General features: G+C 58.5%; 12 protein-coding genes. All 12 read left to right on the plus strand.

The genetic code is table 11. From position 1 onward, the window contains the following. Positions 1–10: 10 nt before the first annotated feature. On the plus strand, positions 11–1,087 hold the full coding sequence (gene mtnA / locus JFU48_RS15835; RefSeq protein ID WP_003226912.1) for an S-methyl-5-thioribose-1-phosphate isomerase: 1,077 nt from the start codon (positions 11–13) through the stop codon (positions 1,085–1,087). 426 nt (positions 1,088–1,513) lie between these two features. Continuing rightward, positions 1,514–4,168 (plus strand): DNA gyrase subunit A, encoded by a 2,655-nt coding sequence (gene gyrA, locus JFU48_RS15840; RefSeq protein WP_003226910.1) that lies wholly within the window; start codon positions 1,514–1,516, stop codon positions 4,166–4,168. A 240-nt stretch (positions 4,169–4,408) separates the two neighbouring features. Beyond that, entirely contained in the window at positions 4,409–5,494 is a 1,086-nt protein-coding gene (gene serC / locus JFU48_RS15845) for a 3-phosphoserine/phosphohydroxythreonine transaminase (protein WP_103484384.1), read from the plus strand. Beyond that, positions 5,494–6,588 carry a prephenate dehydratase gene (gene pheA, locus JFU48_RS15850; protein WP_003226907.1) on the plus strand — a complete coding sequence of 365 codons (1,095 nt, stop codon included), beginning with the start codon at positions 5,494–5,496 and terminating at the stop codon, positions 6,586–6,588. The genes serC and pheA overlap by 1 nt, the downstream gene beginning before the upstream one ends. A gap of 12 nt (positions 6,589–6,600) precedes the next feature. Then, positions 6,601–7,713, plus strand: a complete 1,113-nt coding sequence (gene hisC, locus JFU48_RS15855; RefSeq protein ID WP_003226905.1) for a histidinol-phosphate transaminase — start codon at positions 6,601–6,603, stop codon at positions 7,711–7,713. A gap of 28 nt (positions 7,714–7,741) precedes the next feature. Then, the gene (locus tag JFU48_RS15860) at positions 7,742–9,949 is read left to right on the plus strand and encodes a bifunctional prephenate dehydrogenase/3-phosphoshikimate 1-carboxyvinyltransferase (protein ID WP_242486643.1); all 2,208 of its coding nucleotides are present in this window, start codon (positions 7,742–7,744) and stop codon (positions 9,947–9,949) included. Further along, positions 9,946–10,635, plus strand: coding sequence for a (d)CMP kinase (cmk, locus tag JFU48_RS15865; protein WP_003226900.1), 690 nt, complete (start codon positions 9,946–9,948; stop codon positions 10,633–10,635). The genes JFU48_RS15860 and cmk overlap by 4 nt, the downstream gene beginning before the upstream one ends. A 119-nt stretch (positions 10,636–10,754) precedes the next feature. Next, complete coding sequence (gene rpsA / locus JFU48_RS15870; RefSeq protein ID WP_201136905.1) at positions 10,755–12,443, plus strand: 30S ribosomal protein S1; 1,689 nt, start codon at positions 10,755–10,757, stop codon at positions 12,441–12,443. Between the two features lie 210 nt (positions 12,444–12,653). Continuing rightward, positions 12,654–12,932: a hypothetical protein gene (locus tag JFU48_RS29960; RefSeq protein WP_003226896.1), complete on the plus strand. Its 279-nt coding sequence runs from the start codon at positions 12,654–12,656 to the stop codon at positions 12,930–12,932. 155 nt (positions 12,933–13,087) lie between these two features. Continuing rightward, complete coding sequence (gene ihfB, locus JFU48_RS15875; protein WP_003189779.1) at positions 13,088–13,384, plus strand: integration host factor subunit beta; 297 nt, start codon at positions 13,088–13,090, stop codon at positions 13,382–13,384. Between the two features lie 33 nt (positions 13,385–13,417). Continuing rightward, on the plus strand, positions 13,418–13,657 hold the full coding sequence (locus JFU48_RS15880; protein WP_201136906.1) for a LapA family protein: 240 nt from the start codon (positions 13,418–13,420) through the stop codon (positions 13,655–13,657). Positions 13,658–13,936: 279 nt separating this feature from the next. Beyond that, positions 13,937–14,857: a glycosyltransferase gene (locus JFU48_RS15885; RefSeq protein WP_201136907.1), complete on the plus strand. Its 921-nt coding sequence runs from the start codon at positions 13,937–13,939 to the stop codon at positions 14,855–14,857. Positions 14,858–14,989: the final 132 nt, after the last annotated feature.

A 14,989-nucleotide genomic window follows, 5' to 3' on the forward strand; every position in this document is an offset into this window, starting at 1 on the left:
GGGGTGAGGGATGCGCGATCGACTGTTGGCTGCGGAGAAAGTAAAGGCCATCGATTGGCGTGACGGCGCGCTTTACCTGCTGGATCAGCGTATTTTGCCGTTCGAGGAAACCTGGATTGCCTACACCAGCGCCGCCGGCGTGGCTGAGGCCATTCGCTCGATGGTGGTGCGTGGCGCGCCGGCCATCGGCATCAGTGCGGCTTATGGCATTGTGCTGGCGGCCCGTGCCCGGGTGGCCGAGGGCGGTGACTGGTACGCGGCGCTGGAGGAGGATTTCGCGCTGCTGGCCGATTCCCGCCCGACGGCGGTCAATCTGTTCTGGGCGCTCAATCGCATGCACGATCGACTGGATCGCCTGAAGGACAATGCCGATCCGCTGGCGGCGCTGGAAGCCGAGGCCATCGCCATTCATGAAAGTGATCGCGAAGCCAACCTGACCATGGCTCAGCTCGGCGTCGACCTGATCCGCAAACACCAGGGCAATGCCCAGGCGATTCTCACCCACTGCAATACCGGCGCCCTGGCCACTGGCGGTTTCGGTACTGCGCTGGGAGTGATTCGTGCGGCGTACCTGGAAGGCATGGTCGAGCGGGTTTATGCCGATGAAACACGGCCATGGCTGCAGGGCTCGCGTCTGACCGCGTGGGAGTTGGCGAACGAAGGCATCCCGGTAACGCTCAATGCCGATTCGGCTGCTGCGCACATCATGAAAACCAAGGGCGTGACCTGGGTGATCGTCGGCGCTGACCGCATCACCGCCAATGGCGACGTGGCGAACAAGATCGGCACCTATCAACTGGCGGTCAACGCCATGCACCACGGCGTGCGTTTCATGGTGGTGGCGCCGAGTTCGACCATCGACATGCATCTGGCCAGTGGCGACGACATCCCGATCGAGGAGCGTGACGGCGCCGAGCTGCTGGAAGTCGGTGGTAAGCGCGTGGGGGCGGACGTCGAGGCGTTCAACCCGGTGTTCGACGTGACGCCGGCGGATCTGATCGATGCGATCGTTACCGAGAAGGGCATCGTCGAGCGACCGGATACGGCGAAGATGGCCCAGTTGATGTGCCGCAAGCGCCTGCATTGATGGGCTGTGGCGTCTGAAAGGACGCCATCGCCAGCAGGCTGGCTCCTACATTGATTGGTGTCGAACGCAAACCCTGTAGGAGTGAGCCTGCTCGCGATAGGGCCATCAAAGTCAATAAACATCTCCAAATCAAGCCCCAAATCTGCATTCAAAGAAGCTCTGAGCCTCTCTCGTCCCCTTTACGCCTGTCATCGGTCAACTAACTATGCTCCATGCGCATCTGGGGGATAGGTGCGTGGCGGCTCTTGTGATAACATCCGGCGTTTTCCGAGGCAGCTTCACGGAGCTGTCTTTACTGCGCAAATCCACGGTCCGAATTGTTGATTTGTCGTAAGTCGGCGCATGGCACTCAGCCTGCCCCGACGAGCTTCGTACATCCCATATGGATATGACGAAGTTTCACCAGAAAAAGGAATCAGGCTTCTCATGGGCGAACTGGCCAAAGAAATCCTCCCGGTCAATATCGAAGACGAGCTGAAACAGTCCTATCTCGACTACGCGATGAGCGTAATCGTCGGCCGTGCACTGCCGGATGCGCGCGATGGCCTCAAGCCCGTGCACCGTCGCGTACTGTTCGCGATGAGCGAGCTGGGCAACGACTTCAACAAGCCGTACAAGAAATCTGCCCGTGTTGTCGGTGACGTAATCGGTAAGTATCACCCGCACGGTGATACCGCGGTGTACGACACCATCGTCCGCATGGCTCAGCCTTTCTCCCTGCGCTACCTGCTGGTTGACGGTCAGGGCAACTTCGGTTCGGTCGACGGCGACAACGCTGCCGCCATGCGATACACCGAAGTGCGCATGACCAAGCTGGCGCACGAGTTGCTGGCCGACCTGCACAAGGAAACCGTGGACTGGGTGCCGAACTACGACGGCACCGAAATGATCCCGGCGGTGATGCCGACGCGCATCCCCAACCTGCTGGTCAACGGCTCCAGCGGTATCGCCGTGGGCATGGCGACCAACATTCCGCCGCACAACCTCGGTGAAGTCATCGACGGTTGCCTGGCCCTCATCGACAACCCTGAGCTGACCGTCGATGAGCTGATGCAGTACATCCCCGGTCCGGACTTCCCGACTGCCGCGATCATCAACGGTCGCGCCGGCATCATCGAAGCCTATCGCACCGGTCGCGGCCGCATTTACATGCGTGCCCGCTCGATCATCGAAGACATCGACAAGGTCGGTGGCCGTCAGCAGATCGTCATTACCGAACTCCCTTACCAGCTGAACAAGGCGCGTCTGATCGAGAAGATCGCCGAACTGGTAAAAGAGAAGAAACTCGAAGGCATCACCGAGCTGCGCGACGAGTCCGACAAGGACGGTATGCGCGTCGTGATCGAACTGCGTCGCGGCGAAGTGCCTGAGGTGATCCTCAACAACCTTTACGCCCAGACCCAGCTGCAATCGGTATTCGGCATCAACATCGTCGCGCTGATCGACGGTCGTCCACGTATCCTGAACCTCAAGGATCTGCTGGAAGCCTTCGTGCGTCACCGTCGCGAAGTCGTCACCCGTCGTACCGTGTTCGAGCTGCGCAAGGCCCGCGAGCGTGGTCACATCCTCGAAGGTCAGGCCGTTGCCCTGTCGAACATCGACCCGGTGATCGCCCTGATCAAGGCGTCTCCGACCCCGTCGGAAGCCAAGGAAGCGCTGGTCAGCACGCCTTGGGAATCTTCGGCGGTGGTGGCGATGGTGGAGCGTGCCGGTGCCGATTCGTGCCGACCGGAAAACCTCGATCCGCAATACGGTCTGCGCGAAGGCAAGTACTTCCTGTCGCCAGAACAGGCGCAAGCCATTCTGGAACTGCGTCTGCACCGTCTGACCGGTCTGGAACACGAGAAGCTGCTGGCCGAGTATCAAGAGATCCTCAACCAGATCGGCGAGCTGATCCGCATCCTCAACAGCGCCGTGCGCCTGATGGAAGTGATCCGCGAAGAGCTGGAAGTGATCCGCGCCGAATACGGCGACGTGCGCCGCACCGAGATTCTCGATGCGCGCCTCGATCTGACTCTGGGTGACATGATCCCGGAAGAAGAGCGCGTCGTGACCATCTCCCACGGTGGCTACGCCAAGACCCAGCCGCTGGCTGCGTACCAGGCTCAGCGTCGTGGCGGTAAAGGCAAGTCGGCGACCGGCGTCAAGGATGAGGACTACATCGCTCACCTGCTGGTCGCCAACAGCCACACCACGCTGCTGCTGTTCTCCAGCAAGGGCAAGGTGTACTGGCTGAAGACTTACGAAATTCCGGAAGCGTCCCGCGCCGCCCGTGGTCGTCCGCTGGTCAACCTGCTGCCGCTGGATGACGGTGAATACATCACCACCATGCTGCCGGTCGAGGAATACACCGAAGGTCACTTCATCTTCATGGCGACCGCCAACGGCACCGTCAAGAAGACCCCGCTGGAATCCTTCAGTCGTCAGCGCAGCGTCGGTCTGATCGCGCTGGAGCTGGACGAAGGCGACGTGCTGATCTCCGCGGCCATCACCGATGGCGAGCGCGAAGTGATGCTGTTCTCCGACGGCGGCAAAGTGACGCGCTTCAAAGAGTCCGATGTACGTGCCATGGGCCGTACCGCCCGCGGTGTGCGCGGCATGCGTCTGCCGGAAGGGCAGAAGCTGATTTCGATGCTGATCCCGGAAGAAGGCAGCCAGATCCTCACCGCTTCCGAGCGTGGTTATGGCAAGCGCACCGCGATCACCGAGTTCCCTGAGTACAAGCGTGGCGGCCAGGGCGTGATCGCCATGGTCAGCAACGAGCGTAACGGCCGTCTGGTCGGTGCGGTGCAGGTGCTCGACGGCGAAGAAATCATGCTGATCTCCGATCAGGGCACTCTGGTGCGTACCCGTGTCGACGAAGTGTCGAGCCTGGGTCGTAACACCCAGGGCGTGACCCTGATCAAACTGGCCAAGGATGAAACCCTGGTCGGTCTGGAGCGGGTTCAGGAGCCATCGGAAGTCGAAGGCGAAGAGCTGGAAGGTGAAGAGGGTGCCGGGTTCGAGGGGGATGTCGTGATCGACGACGTTGCCGAGGACCAGCAACTCGACGCCGCAGCTGACGAAGAGCCGCAGGAATAAGCGGACAAGCGAGGGGGCGGATGAAAATTCGCCCCCTTGTTATTTGTCCGGTATGAAACATCGGAGATCTCTTGTAGGAGTGAGCCTGCTCGCGATGCAGGCGCCGCGGTGCATCTGAACTACCGCAGTGATGCAATCGCGAGCAGGCTCACTCCTACAGGGTGATGCGCTTCCGGGCCGTTCCGGTGTCGACGATTAATGCGATTTAATGCGTGATATCAAATCAGAGCGAGATTGGATGTGAGCAAGCGAGCCTATAACTTCTGTGCCGGTCCTGCGGCGCTTCCTGAAGCTGTACTGCAACGTGCCCAGGGTGAACTCCTTGATTGGCACGGCAAGGGGCTGTCGGTCATGGAAATGAGCCATCGCAGTGATGAGTTCGTGTCCATTGCCACCCAGGCCGAGCAGGACCTGCGTGACCTGCTGAATATCCCGTCGAACTATAAAGTGCTGTTTCTGCAGGGTGGCGCCAGCCAGCAGTTTGCGCAGATCCCGCTGAATCTGTTGCCGGAAAACGGCAGCGCCGACTATATCGACACCGGTATCTGGTCGCAGAAAGCCATCGAAGAGGCCTCGCGCTACGGCCACGTCAACGTTGCCGCCACCGCCAAGCCTTATGACTATTTCGCCATTCCGGGCCAGAACGAGTGGAGCCTGTCGAAAGACGCCGCTTACGTTCACTACGCGCCGAACGAAACCATCGGTGGTCTGGAATTCCAGTGGATCCCGGAAACCGGCGACGTACCGCTGGTGGCCGACATGTCGTCGGACATTCTCTCGCGTCCGGTCGATATCTCGCGATTCGGCATGATCTACGCCGGCGCGCAGAAGAACATCGGCCCGAGCGGCATCGTCGTCAACATCATCCGCGAAGACCTGCTGGGCAAGGCGCGTTCGCTGTGCCCGACCATGCTCAACTACAAGGTCGCGGCCGATAACGGCTCGATGTACAACACGCCGCCGACCCTGGCCTGGTACCTCTCCGGCCTGGTGTTCCAGTGGCTGAAGGAGCAGGGCGGCGTCGAAGCGATCGCTAAACTCAATGACGTCAAGCAGCGCACGCTGTACGACTTCATCGACGCCAGTGGTCTCTACAGCAACCCGATCAACAAGTCGGACCGCTCGTGGATGAACGTGCCGTTCCGTCTGGCTGACGATCGTCTGGACAAGCCGTTCCTGGCCGGTGCCGACGCGCGCGGCTTGCTCAACCTCAAGGGCCACCGCTCCGTAGGCGGCATGCGCGCCTCCATCTACAACGCCGTCGACATCACCGCCGTCAATGCGCTGGTGGCGTACATGGCTGAATTCGAGAAGGAACACGGCTGATGTCCGAGCAAGAACTCAAGGCACTGCGCGTTCGCATCGATGCTCTGGACAGCAAGGTCCTCGAGCTGATCAGCGAGCGTGCCCGCTGCGCCCAGGAAGTCGCGCGAGTAAAGATGGCCTCGCTGGCCGAAGGCGAAGTGCCGGTGTTCTATCGTCCCGAGCGTGAAGCTCAGGTGCTCAAGCGGGTGATGGAGCGCAATCAGGGGCCGCTGGGTAACGAAGAGATGGCGCGGTTGTTCCGCGAAATCATGTCCTCGTGCCTGGCGCTCGAGCAGCCGCTGAAAGTGGCTTACCTCGGCCCTGAAGGCACCTTTACCCAAGCGGCGGCCATGAAGCACTTCGGTCACGCGGTGATCAGCAAGCCGATGGCGGCGATCGACGAAGTGTTCCGTGAAGTGGCGGCGGGGGCGGTGAACTTTGGTGTGGTGCCGGTGGAAAACTCCACCGAAGGCGCGGTCAACCACACCCTCGACAGCTTCCTTGAACACGACATGGTGATCTGCGGCGAAGTCGAGCTGCGCATTCACCATCATTTGCTGGTCGGTGAAAACACCAAGACTGACAGCATCAGTCGCATCTATTCCCATGCGCAATCGCTGGCCCAGTGCCGCAAATGGCTGGACGCGCATTACCCGAATGTCGAGCGCGTGGCGGTATCGAGCAACGCCGAAGCGGCCAAGCGGGTCAAGGGTGAGTGGAACTCGGCGGCGATTGCCGGCGACATGGCGGCAGGCCTGTATGGCCTGACCCGTCTGGCCGAGAAGATCGAAGACCGTCCGGACAACTCGACGCGCTTCCTGATGATCGGTAACCAGGAAGTGCCGCCGACCGGCGACGACAAGACCTCGATCATCGTTTCGATGAGCAACAAGCCCGGTGCGCTGCATGAGCTGCTGGTGCCGTTCCATGACAACGGGATCGACCTGACCCGGATCGAAACCCGTCCGTCGCGCAGCGGCAAATGGACTTACGTGTTCTTCATCGACTTCGTCGGCCACCACCGTGATCCGTTGATCAAGGGCGTGCTGGAAAAGATCAGTCAGGAAGCAGTAGCACTCAAAGTGCTGGGTTCCTACCCGAAAGCAGTTCTCTAAGGGCGGTAGCAAATGAGTGGCAACTTCCTCGCTCTGGCACAGCCGGGCGTGCAACAACTTTCGCCGTACGTTCCGGGCAAGCCTGTGGACGAACTGGCGCGCGAGCTGGATCTGGATCCGGCGAAAATCGTCAAACTGGCGAGCAATGAAAACCCGTTGGGCGCCAGCCCGAAAGCGCTGGCAGCGATTCGCGAAGAGCTGGCCGAGCTGACCCGTTATCCGGACGGCAACGGCTTTGCGCTGAAATCGCTGCTGGCCGAGCAGTGCCGTGTCGAGCTGAATCAGGTGACCCTGGGCAACGGCTCCAATGACATTCTTGAGCTGGTAGCGCGCGCCTATCTGGCGCCGGGCCTCAACGCCGTGTTCAGTGAGCACGCGTTCGCTGTCTACCCGATCGCCACCCAGGCTGTCGGTGCGCAGGCCAAAGTGGTTCCGGCCAAGGATTGGGGGCATGACCTGCCTGCGATGCTCGCGGCCATCGACGCCAACACTCGCGTGGTGTTTATCGCCAACCCGAACAACCCGACCGGCACCTGGTTCGGCGCCGAAGCGCTGGACGAGTTCCTGCAGGACGTGCCGGAGCACGTGCTGGTGGTGCTGGACGAGGCGTACATCGAATACGCCGAAGGCAGCGATCTGCCAGACGGTCTGGACTTCCTCGCGGCGTACCCGAATCTGCTGGTATCGCGCACGTTCTCCAAGGCCTACGGTCTGGCGGCGCTGCGCGTAGGTTATGGCCTGTCCACTGCGGTGGTGGCGGACGTGCTGAACCGCGTGCGTCAGCCGTTCAACGTCAACAGTCTGGCCCTGGCCGCGGCCTGTGCGGCGTTGAAGGACGAGGAGTATCTGGCGCAAAGCCGTCAGCTCAACGAATCCGGCATGCAGCAGTTGCAGGATGGTTTCCGTGAGTTGGGTCTGAGCTGGATCGAGTCCAAAGGCAACTTTATTTGCGTCGACCTCGGTCAGGTGGCAGCGCCGATTTTCCAGGGCCTGCTGCGTGAAGGCGTAATCGTGCGTCCGGTGGCCAACTACGGCATGCCGAACCACCTGCGGGTGACCATCGGTCTGCCGGCGGAAAACAGCCGCTTCCTCGAAGCGCTGCGTAAGGTTCTGGCTCGTGGGTGATGTCACTGCTCTGCAATCTGCTGCACCTATGATCGGTCGCCTTGTGGTCGTCGGTCTGGGATTGATCGGTGGTTCGTTTGCCAAAGGCTTGCGTGAAAGCGGTATCTGCCGTGAGGTGGTCGGGGTCGATCTCGACCCGCAATCGCGCAAGCTGGCGGTCGAGTTGGGCGTGGTGGATCGTTGCGAGGATGACCTGATCGCTGCGTGTCAGGGCGCCGACGTGATTCAACTGGCGGTGCCGATTCTGGCCATGGAGAAGGTGCTGGCCCGTCTGGCGAGCGTCGATCTGGGTCAGGCGATTCTGACCGATGTCGGCAGCGCCAAGGGCAATGTGGTGCGCGCGGCGACCGAGGCGTTCGGTGGCATGCCGGCGCGTTTCGTCCCGGGGCATCCGATTGCCGGTTCCGAGCAGAGTGGGGTGGAAGCTTCCAATGCCGAGCTGTTCCGGCGGCACAAAGTGATTCTGACGCCGCTCGAGCAAACCGACCCGGCCGCACTGGCGGTGGTCGATCGCTTGTGGCGCGAACTGGGTGCCGACGTCGAGCACATGCAGGTCGAGCGCCACGATGAAGTGTTGGCGGCGACCAGTCATCTGCCGCACCTGCTGGCCTTCGGTCTGGTCGACTCGTTGGCCAAACGCAATGAAAACCTTGAGATCTTCCGTTACGCTGCGGGCGGTTTCCGCGATTTCACAAGAATCGCCGGAAGCGACCCGGTGATGTGGCACGACATCTTCCTCGCCAACCGCGAGGCTGTCCTGCGCACACTCGATACATTTCGCAGCGACCTCGACGCCTTGCGCGACGCGGTCGATGCAGGGGATGGGCACCAATTGTTGGGCGTCTTCACGCGCGCCCGGGTTGCCCGCGAGCATTTCAGTAAAATCCTGGCCCGCAGGGCCTATGTGGACGCTATGAATTCCAACGATCTGATTTTCCTGGCTCAACCTGGTGGCCGCCTGTCCGGTCGGATTCGCGTACCAGGTGACAAATCGATTTCCCACCGTTCGATCATGCTCGGCTCGCTGGCCGAAGGCGTGACCGAGGTTGAAGGGTTCCTCGAGGGCGAAGATGCCCTGGCGACCTTGCAGGCTTTTCGCGACATGGGCGTGGTCATCGAAGGCCCGCACCACGGTCGTGTGACCATTCACGGCGTCGGCCTGCATGGCTTGAAGCCGGCGCCGGGTCCGATCTATCTGGGCAACTCCGGCACTTCGATGCGTCTGTTGTCCGGCCTGCTGGCGGCGCAGAACTTCGACAGCACCCTGACCGGTGATGCGTCGCTGTCCAAGCGTCCGATGAATCGCGTGGCCAACCCGCTGCGTGAAATGGGCGCCGTGATCGAAACCGCTGCCGAAGGTCGTCCGCCGATGACCATTCGTGGCGGTCACAAGCTCAAGGGGCTGACCTACACCATGCCGATGGCCAGTGCTCAGGTGAAGTCCTGTCTGCTGCTGGCGGGTCTGTACGCCGAAGGCAAGACCACCGTCACTGAACCGGCGCCGACCCGCGACCACACCGAGCGCATGCTGCGTGGTTTCGGCTATCCAGTAAGCGTCGATGGCGCCACGGCGTCGGTCGAATCCGGCGGCAAGCTGACCGCGACCCACATCGAAGTGCCGGGCGACATCTCGTCGTCGGCGTTCTTTCTGGTGGCGGCCTCGATCGCTGAAGGCTCCGAGCTGGTGCTGGAACACGTCGGCATCAACCCGACGCGTACCGGTGTGATCGACATCCTGCGCCTGATGGGCGCTGATATCACCCTGGAAAACCAGCGTGAAGTCGGCGGCGAACCTGTAGCTGACCTGCGCGTGCGAGCGGCTAAACTGAAAGGTATCGAGATTCCGGAAGCGCTGGTGCCACTGGCCATCGACGAATTTCCGGTGCTGTTCGTGGCGGCGGCCTGCGCCGAAGGCCGTACCGTGCTGACCGGTGCCGAAGAGCTGCGCGTCAAGGAATCGGATCGTATTCAAGTCATGGCGGACGGCTTGCTGGCGCTGGGCGTCAAGTGCCAGCCGACCCCGGACGGCATCATCATCGATGGCGGCCAGATCGGTGGTGGCGAAGTGCATGGTCACGGTGATCACCGTATCGCCATGGCTTTCAGCGTCGCTTCGCTGCGCGCCACTGCCCCGATCCGCATCCATGATTGCGCCAACGTCGCGACGTCGTTCCCGAACTTCCTCGCGCTGTGCGCGCAGGTCGGCATTCGTGTGGTTCAAGAGGCTCAGTCGTGAAAAACATTGCACCGGTCATCACCATCGATGGGCCAAGCGGTTCGGGCAAGGGCACGGTCGCCGGGATTCTGGCCAAGCGTCTGGGCTGGAACCTGCTGGATTCCGGTGCGCTGTATCGCCTGCTGGCGTTCGCTGCGCACAATCATGGTGTCGACCTGACCAATGAAGAGCTGTTGAAGAAACTGGCCGCTCATCTGGATGTGCAGTTCATCGCGGCGACCGACGGTCAGCTGCAGCGCATCATTCTGGAAGGTGATGAAGTCAGCGATGTCATCCGCACTGAAAGCGTCGGTTCCGGTGCTTCTCAGGTGGCTGCATTGCCGGCAGTCCGCGAGGCGCTGCTGCAGCGCCAGCGTGCTTTTCAGGAGGTACCGGGCCTGGTGGCCGATGGTCGTGACATGGGTACTGTGGTTTTTCCTGATGCGCCGCTGAAGATTTTCCTCACCGCCAGTGCCGAGGAACGGGCGCGCCGCCGATATTTGCAGTTGAAGGGCAAAGTCGAGGGTGTTAGTCTGTCGAGTCTGCTAGATGAGATCCGTGCACGCGACGAGCGTGATACCCAGCGCGCAGTAGCCCCGCTCAAACCGGCGGCAGATGCGATACAGCTGGATTCCACGGAGTTGTCCATCGATCAGGTGCTTGAACGCATCATGAGCGAGATCGCCATTCGCGATATCGCCGGGTGACCAAGAAGGCCGCAGGGGACCAGTCATAGTCCTGCAGCGCTTCTTTTAAATGAAACTAACCCACGCCGTCTGGGGTGTGGAGATGGGCGTATTCTTCGCCCTCATCTACAGGAATTAAAATGAGCGAAAGCTTTGCGGAACTCTTTGAAGAAAGCCTAAAGACCCTGAACCTTCAGGCAGGCTCCATCATCACCGGTGTTATCGTTGATATCGATTACCAGGCTCGCTGGGTAACCGTTCACGCTGGTCTGAAGTCTGAAGCACTCATCCCGCTGGAACAGTTCTACAACGATGCTGGTGACCTGACTATCAATGTCGGTGACGAAGTTCACGTTGCTCTGGATTCGGTTGAAGACGGTTTCGGTGAAACCAAGCTGTCCCGTGAAAAAGCCAAGCGCGCTGAATGCTGGATCGTTCTGGAAGCAGCCTTCGCAGCTGAGGAAGTGGTCAAGGGCGTTATCAACGGTAAGGTTAAAGGCGGCTTCACTGTCGACGTTAACGGCATCCGTGCGTTCCTGCCAGGTTCCCTGGTTGACGTCCGTCCAGTGCGCGACACCGCGCACCTGGAAGGCAAAGAGCTGGAATTCAAGGTCATCAAGCTGGACCAGAAGCGCAACAACGTTGTCGTTTCCCGTCGCAGCGTCCTGGAAGCCGAGAACTCCGCCGAGCGTGAAGCTCTGCTGGAATCCCTGCAGGAAGGCCAGCAAGTCAAAGGTATCGTCAAAAACCTCACCGATTACGGCGCATTCGTCGATCTGGGTGGCGTGGACGGCCTGCTGCACATCACCGACATGGCCTGGAAGCGCATCAAGCATCCTTCCGAGATCGTCAACGTTGGTGACGAAATCGACGTCAAGGTTCTGAAATACGATCGCGAACGCAACCGTGTTTCCCTGGGCCTCAAGCAACTGGGCGAAGATCCATGGGTTGCTATCAAAGCCCGTTACCCAGAAAGCACTCGCGTTACCGCTCGTGTAACCAACCTGACCGACTACGGCTGCTTCGCTGAGCTGGAAGAAGGCGTTGAAGGTCTGGTACACGTTTCGGAAATGGACTGGACCAACAAGAACATCCACCCTTCGAAAGTCGTACAAGTCGGCGACGAAGTGGAAGTCATGGTTCTGGACATCGACGAAGAGCGTCGTCGTATCTCCCTGGGCATCAAGCAGTGCAAGTCGAACCCTTGGGAAGACTTCTCTGGCCAGTTCAACAAGGGCGACAAGATCTCCGGCACCATCAAGTCGATCACCGATTTCGGTATCTTCATTGGTCTGGACGGCGGCATCGACGGTCTGGTTCACCTGTCCGACATCTCCTGGAACGAAGTGGGCGAAGAAGCCGTACGTCGTTTCAAGAAGGGCGACGAGCTGGACACCGTCATCCTGTCGGTTGACCCAGAGCGCGAGCGCATCTCCCTGGGCATCAAGCAACTGGAAAGCGATCCGTTCTCCGAGTACGTCTCGGTTAACGACAAAGGCGCTATCGTTACTGGCACCGTGAAAGAAGTTGACGCCAAAGGCGCCATCATCGTTCTGGCTGACGACATCGAAGCGACCCTGAAAGCCTCCGAAATCAGCCGTGACCGCGTTGAAGACGCGCGCAACGTTCTGAAAGAAGGCCAGGAAGTTGAAGCCAAGATCATCAGCGTTGATCGCAAGAGCCGCGTAATCCAGCTCTCGATCAAGTCGAAAGACGATGCTGAAGAGAAAGAAGCTATCCAGAGCCTGAAATCGGCTCCGGCAGCTGAAGGCGAAGCAGACACCACTATGGCTGCACTGCTGCGTCAAGCAATGGCCAAACAGAACTAAGTTCTGCTTGATCATGAAAAGGGCGACTTCGGTCGCCCTTTTTTGTGCCTGCGATTTGGTGGAGAAGGGTGCTTGAGATGTATCCGGTTTGTTGTGAAACCAATCCTTCTGCCTGGTTGTCTGTTTCTTTAATCGGATCAATCGCCTATTCGCGACTAAGCTGGGTATTAGTCGTGCAGTAGTCGGGCATTGCCTGGCATAAGGAAGTGGATGAACAGATTTATTGTCTTGATGGCGTTGTTGGTATTGGCTGGCTGTACCACGAGTGCCAAGACTCATGCTGTGCGAGGTGCCAGTGGTATAGAAATTGACTGCTCTGGTCTGGGGTCAGGGTGGGAAAAATGTCAAAGGCGCGCGGCGAAGGAGTGCAAGGGGGCGGGTTACAGGGTGATCACCCGATCTGATCAGGCGAAGGATGAAGATGAGTATCCGTTCGGCTTCAATCCCGCAGGCTACGTCACTCGAACCATGCTCGTGATGTGTCGCTGAATGCGCTCTGACCCGGTTTGGTGCTTTTTTGAGTAATGAAAACGGGTGTAACGATGCCGAGAAAGATATGTCAATCCCTGGGCTGTTCAAAATCTTCCGGGCGTGCTAAAACCTTTCAAGCGCTGATCTAGCTGCTTGAAAAAGAAGGGAAAAATATGACGAAGTCGGAGTTGATCGAACGAATTGTCACCCATCAAGGGCTACTCTCATCCAAGGATGTGGAGCTGGCCATCAAGACCATGCTTGAACAAATGTCCCAGTGCCTGGCTACCGGTGATCGCATCGAGATCCGTGGGTTTGGCAGCTTTTCTCTGCACTATCGTGCGCCGCGCGTCGGTCGCAATCCAAAGACCGGTCAGTCTGTCAGCCTTGACGGCAAGTTCGTTCCGCATTTCAAGCCGGGCAAGGAATTGCGTGACCGGGTGAATGAGGAAGAGGAGGAGGGGGTTTGACCCGCGCTGCTTATTATCAGGGGGGGGGTGTAGATGCGTAATCTCAAACGTATATTTCTTGGTGTTTTCGTTCTTTTGTTGGTGCTGGTGATCCTGGCGTTCGTGCTGGAAAATCAGCAGTCAGTGTCGTTGTTGTTTCTCGGATGGTCGGTGCCTCAGCTGCCTGTCTCCCTCGTTGTGATCGTGGCATTGCTGATCGGAATGATTGTGGGGCCGATGCTCGCCTGGTTTCTGGGGCGTTTTGCTAAAGGGGCGCGCAAGCGTTTTGTTTAAATTGTGACAATGCACTGAGGGCTGACTAAGCTCGAGGTGTGAATGATTGCTTAACGGTTGAGGCGCTCCTCTGAGTTGGTTTTAGTGGTCGTGATCTCCCGTTACGATGGCTCCGTTTTTGATCAACTGCAAGTCAGCGTTTTACGTTCTTCTATGCTAGCGGTATTGAGGCTCGCTGCTGTGTGCACGCTATGCGCATTTAAATCTTCGGAAAGTTCCTGTGCGGGCTTGTTGTCTGAGGTTTTCAGTTTTCAAGTTTAACGTTACAAGTGGGATGGCATGTCAGGAAAATTACCAAAAGTTGCGGTTTTGTTGGCCGCTTACAATGGCATGCAGTGGATTGAAGAGCAAATGGCTTCAATTTTTGCTCAGTCAGGGGTGGATGTTACCGTATATATCAGTGTCGATCCTTCCATTGATGGTACGGAAGTTTGGTGTGCGGCGTTGGCAACGAAAGTATCGAATGTCATTGTACTGCCCGAAGCTGGAAAGTTTGGGGGGGCGTCGCGCAATTTTTTTCGACTGATTCGTGATGTTGAATTCGACGGGTTTGATTTTATTGCTTTTGCTGATCAGGATGATATCTGGTGCGTAGATAAGTTGCAGCGTGCTGTGGCTGGTCTTGAGCAGCAGGAGGCTGATGCATATTCCAGTAACGTCACTGCTTTCTGGTTAGATGGTAAGACGTGTTTATTAGATAAGGCTCAGCCTCAAGCTAAATGGGATTATCTGTTTGAAGCGGCTGGTCCGGGTTGTACCTATGTCTTTAGCAACAGGTTGTCACAGTCCATTAAATCTTCGGTGCTTGCCAACTGGGAAGTTTTGCAGGGGGTGACTCTGCATGATTGGTTTTTCTACGCATACGCACGGAGCTGTGGATATCGTTGGTATATCGATCCAGTGCCCTCTATGCTGTATCGTCAGCACGATCGTAATCAAGTAGGTGCCAATACGGGGCTTCGGTCTTTAATTTCTCGATACAAAACTATCCATGATGGTTGGTGGTTCAGTCAGGTGCAATTCATTGCTCGACTAACGGGGCAGGAGTTTGATCCTTTTGTAGCGAGTTGGCTCCCACTGCATGGTATGCAACTGTTCAGGCTGTCGTTCAGTGCGTGGAGTTGCCGGCGTCGGATGCGCGACAAAGTATTATTCTTTTTTGTTTGCTGGTTAAAGATACTGGTAAAAAATAAAGGTTGAAAGTTTAAAAATCATTGTGAGCTCAGTGATGGCCTCCAAGGTGATCCGTGGTGGTGGCTCCCTTTAATTGTGCGGTGTACGTGACAGAGATGATTTATGCCTCCGCGTCCCGTGCGGCCTGTCTTTTTTGCT

The sequence above is a fragment of the Pseudomonas sp. TH49 genome, from assembly GCF_016650625.1.
GTDB classification, from domain to species: domain Bacteria; phylum Pseudomonadota; class Gammaproteobacteria; order Pseudomonadales; family Pseudomonadaceae; genus Aquipseudomonas; species Aquipseudomonas fluorescens_H.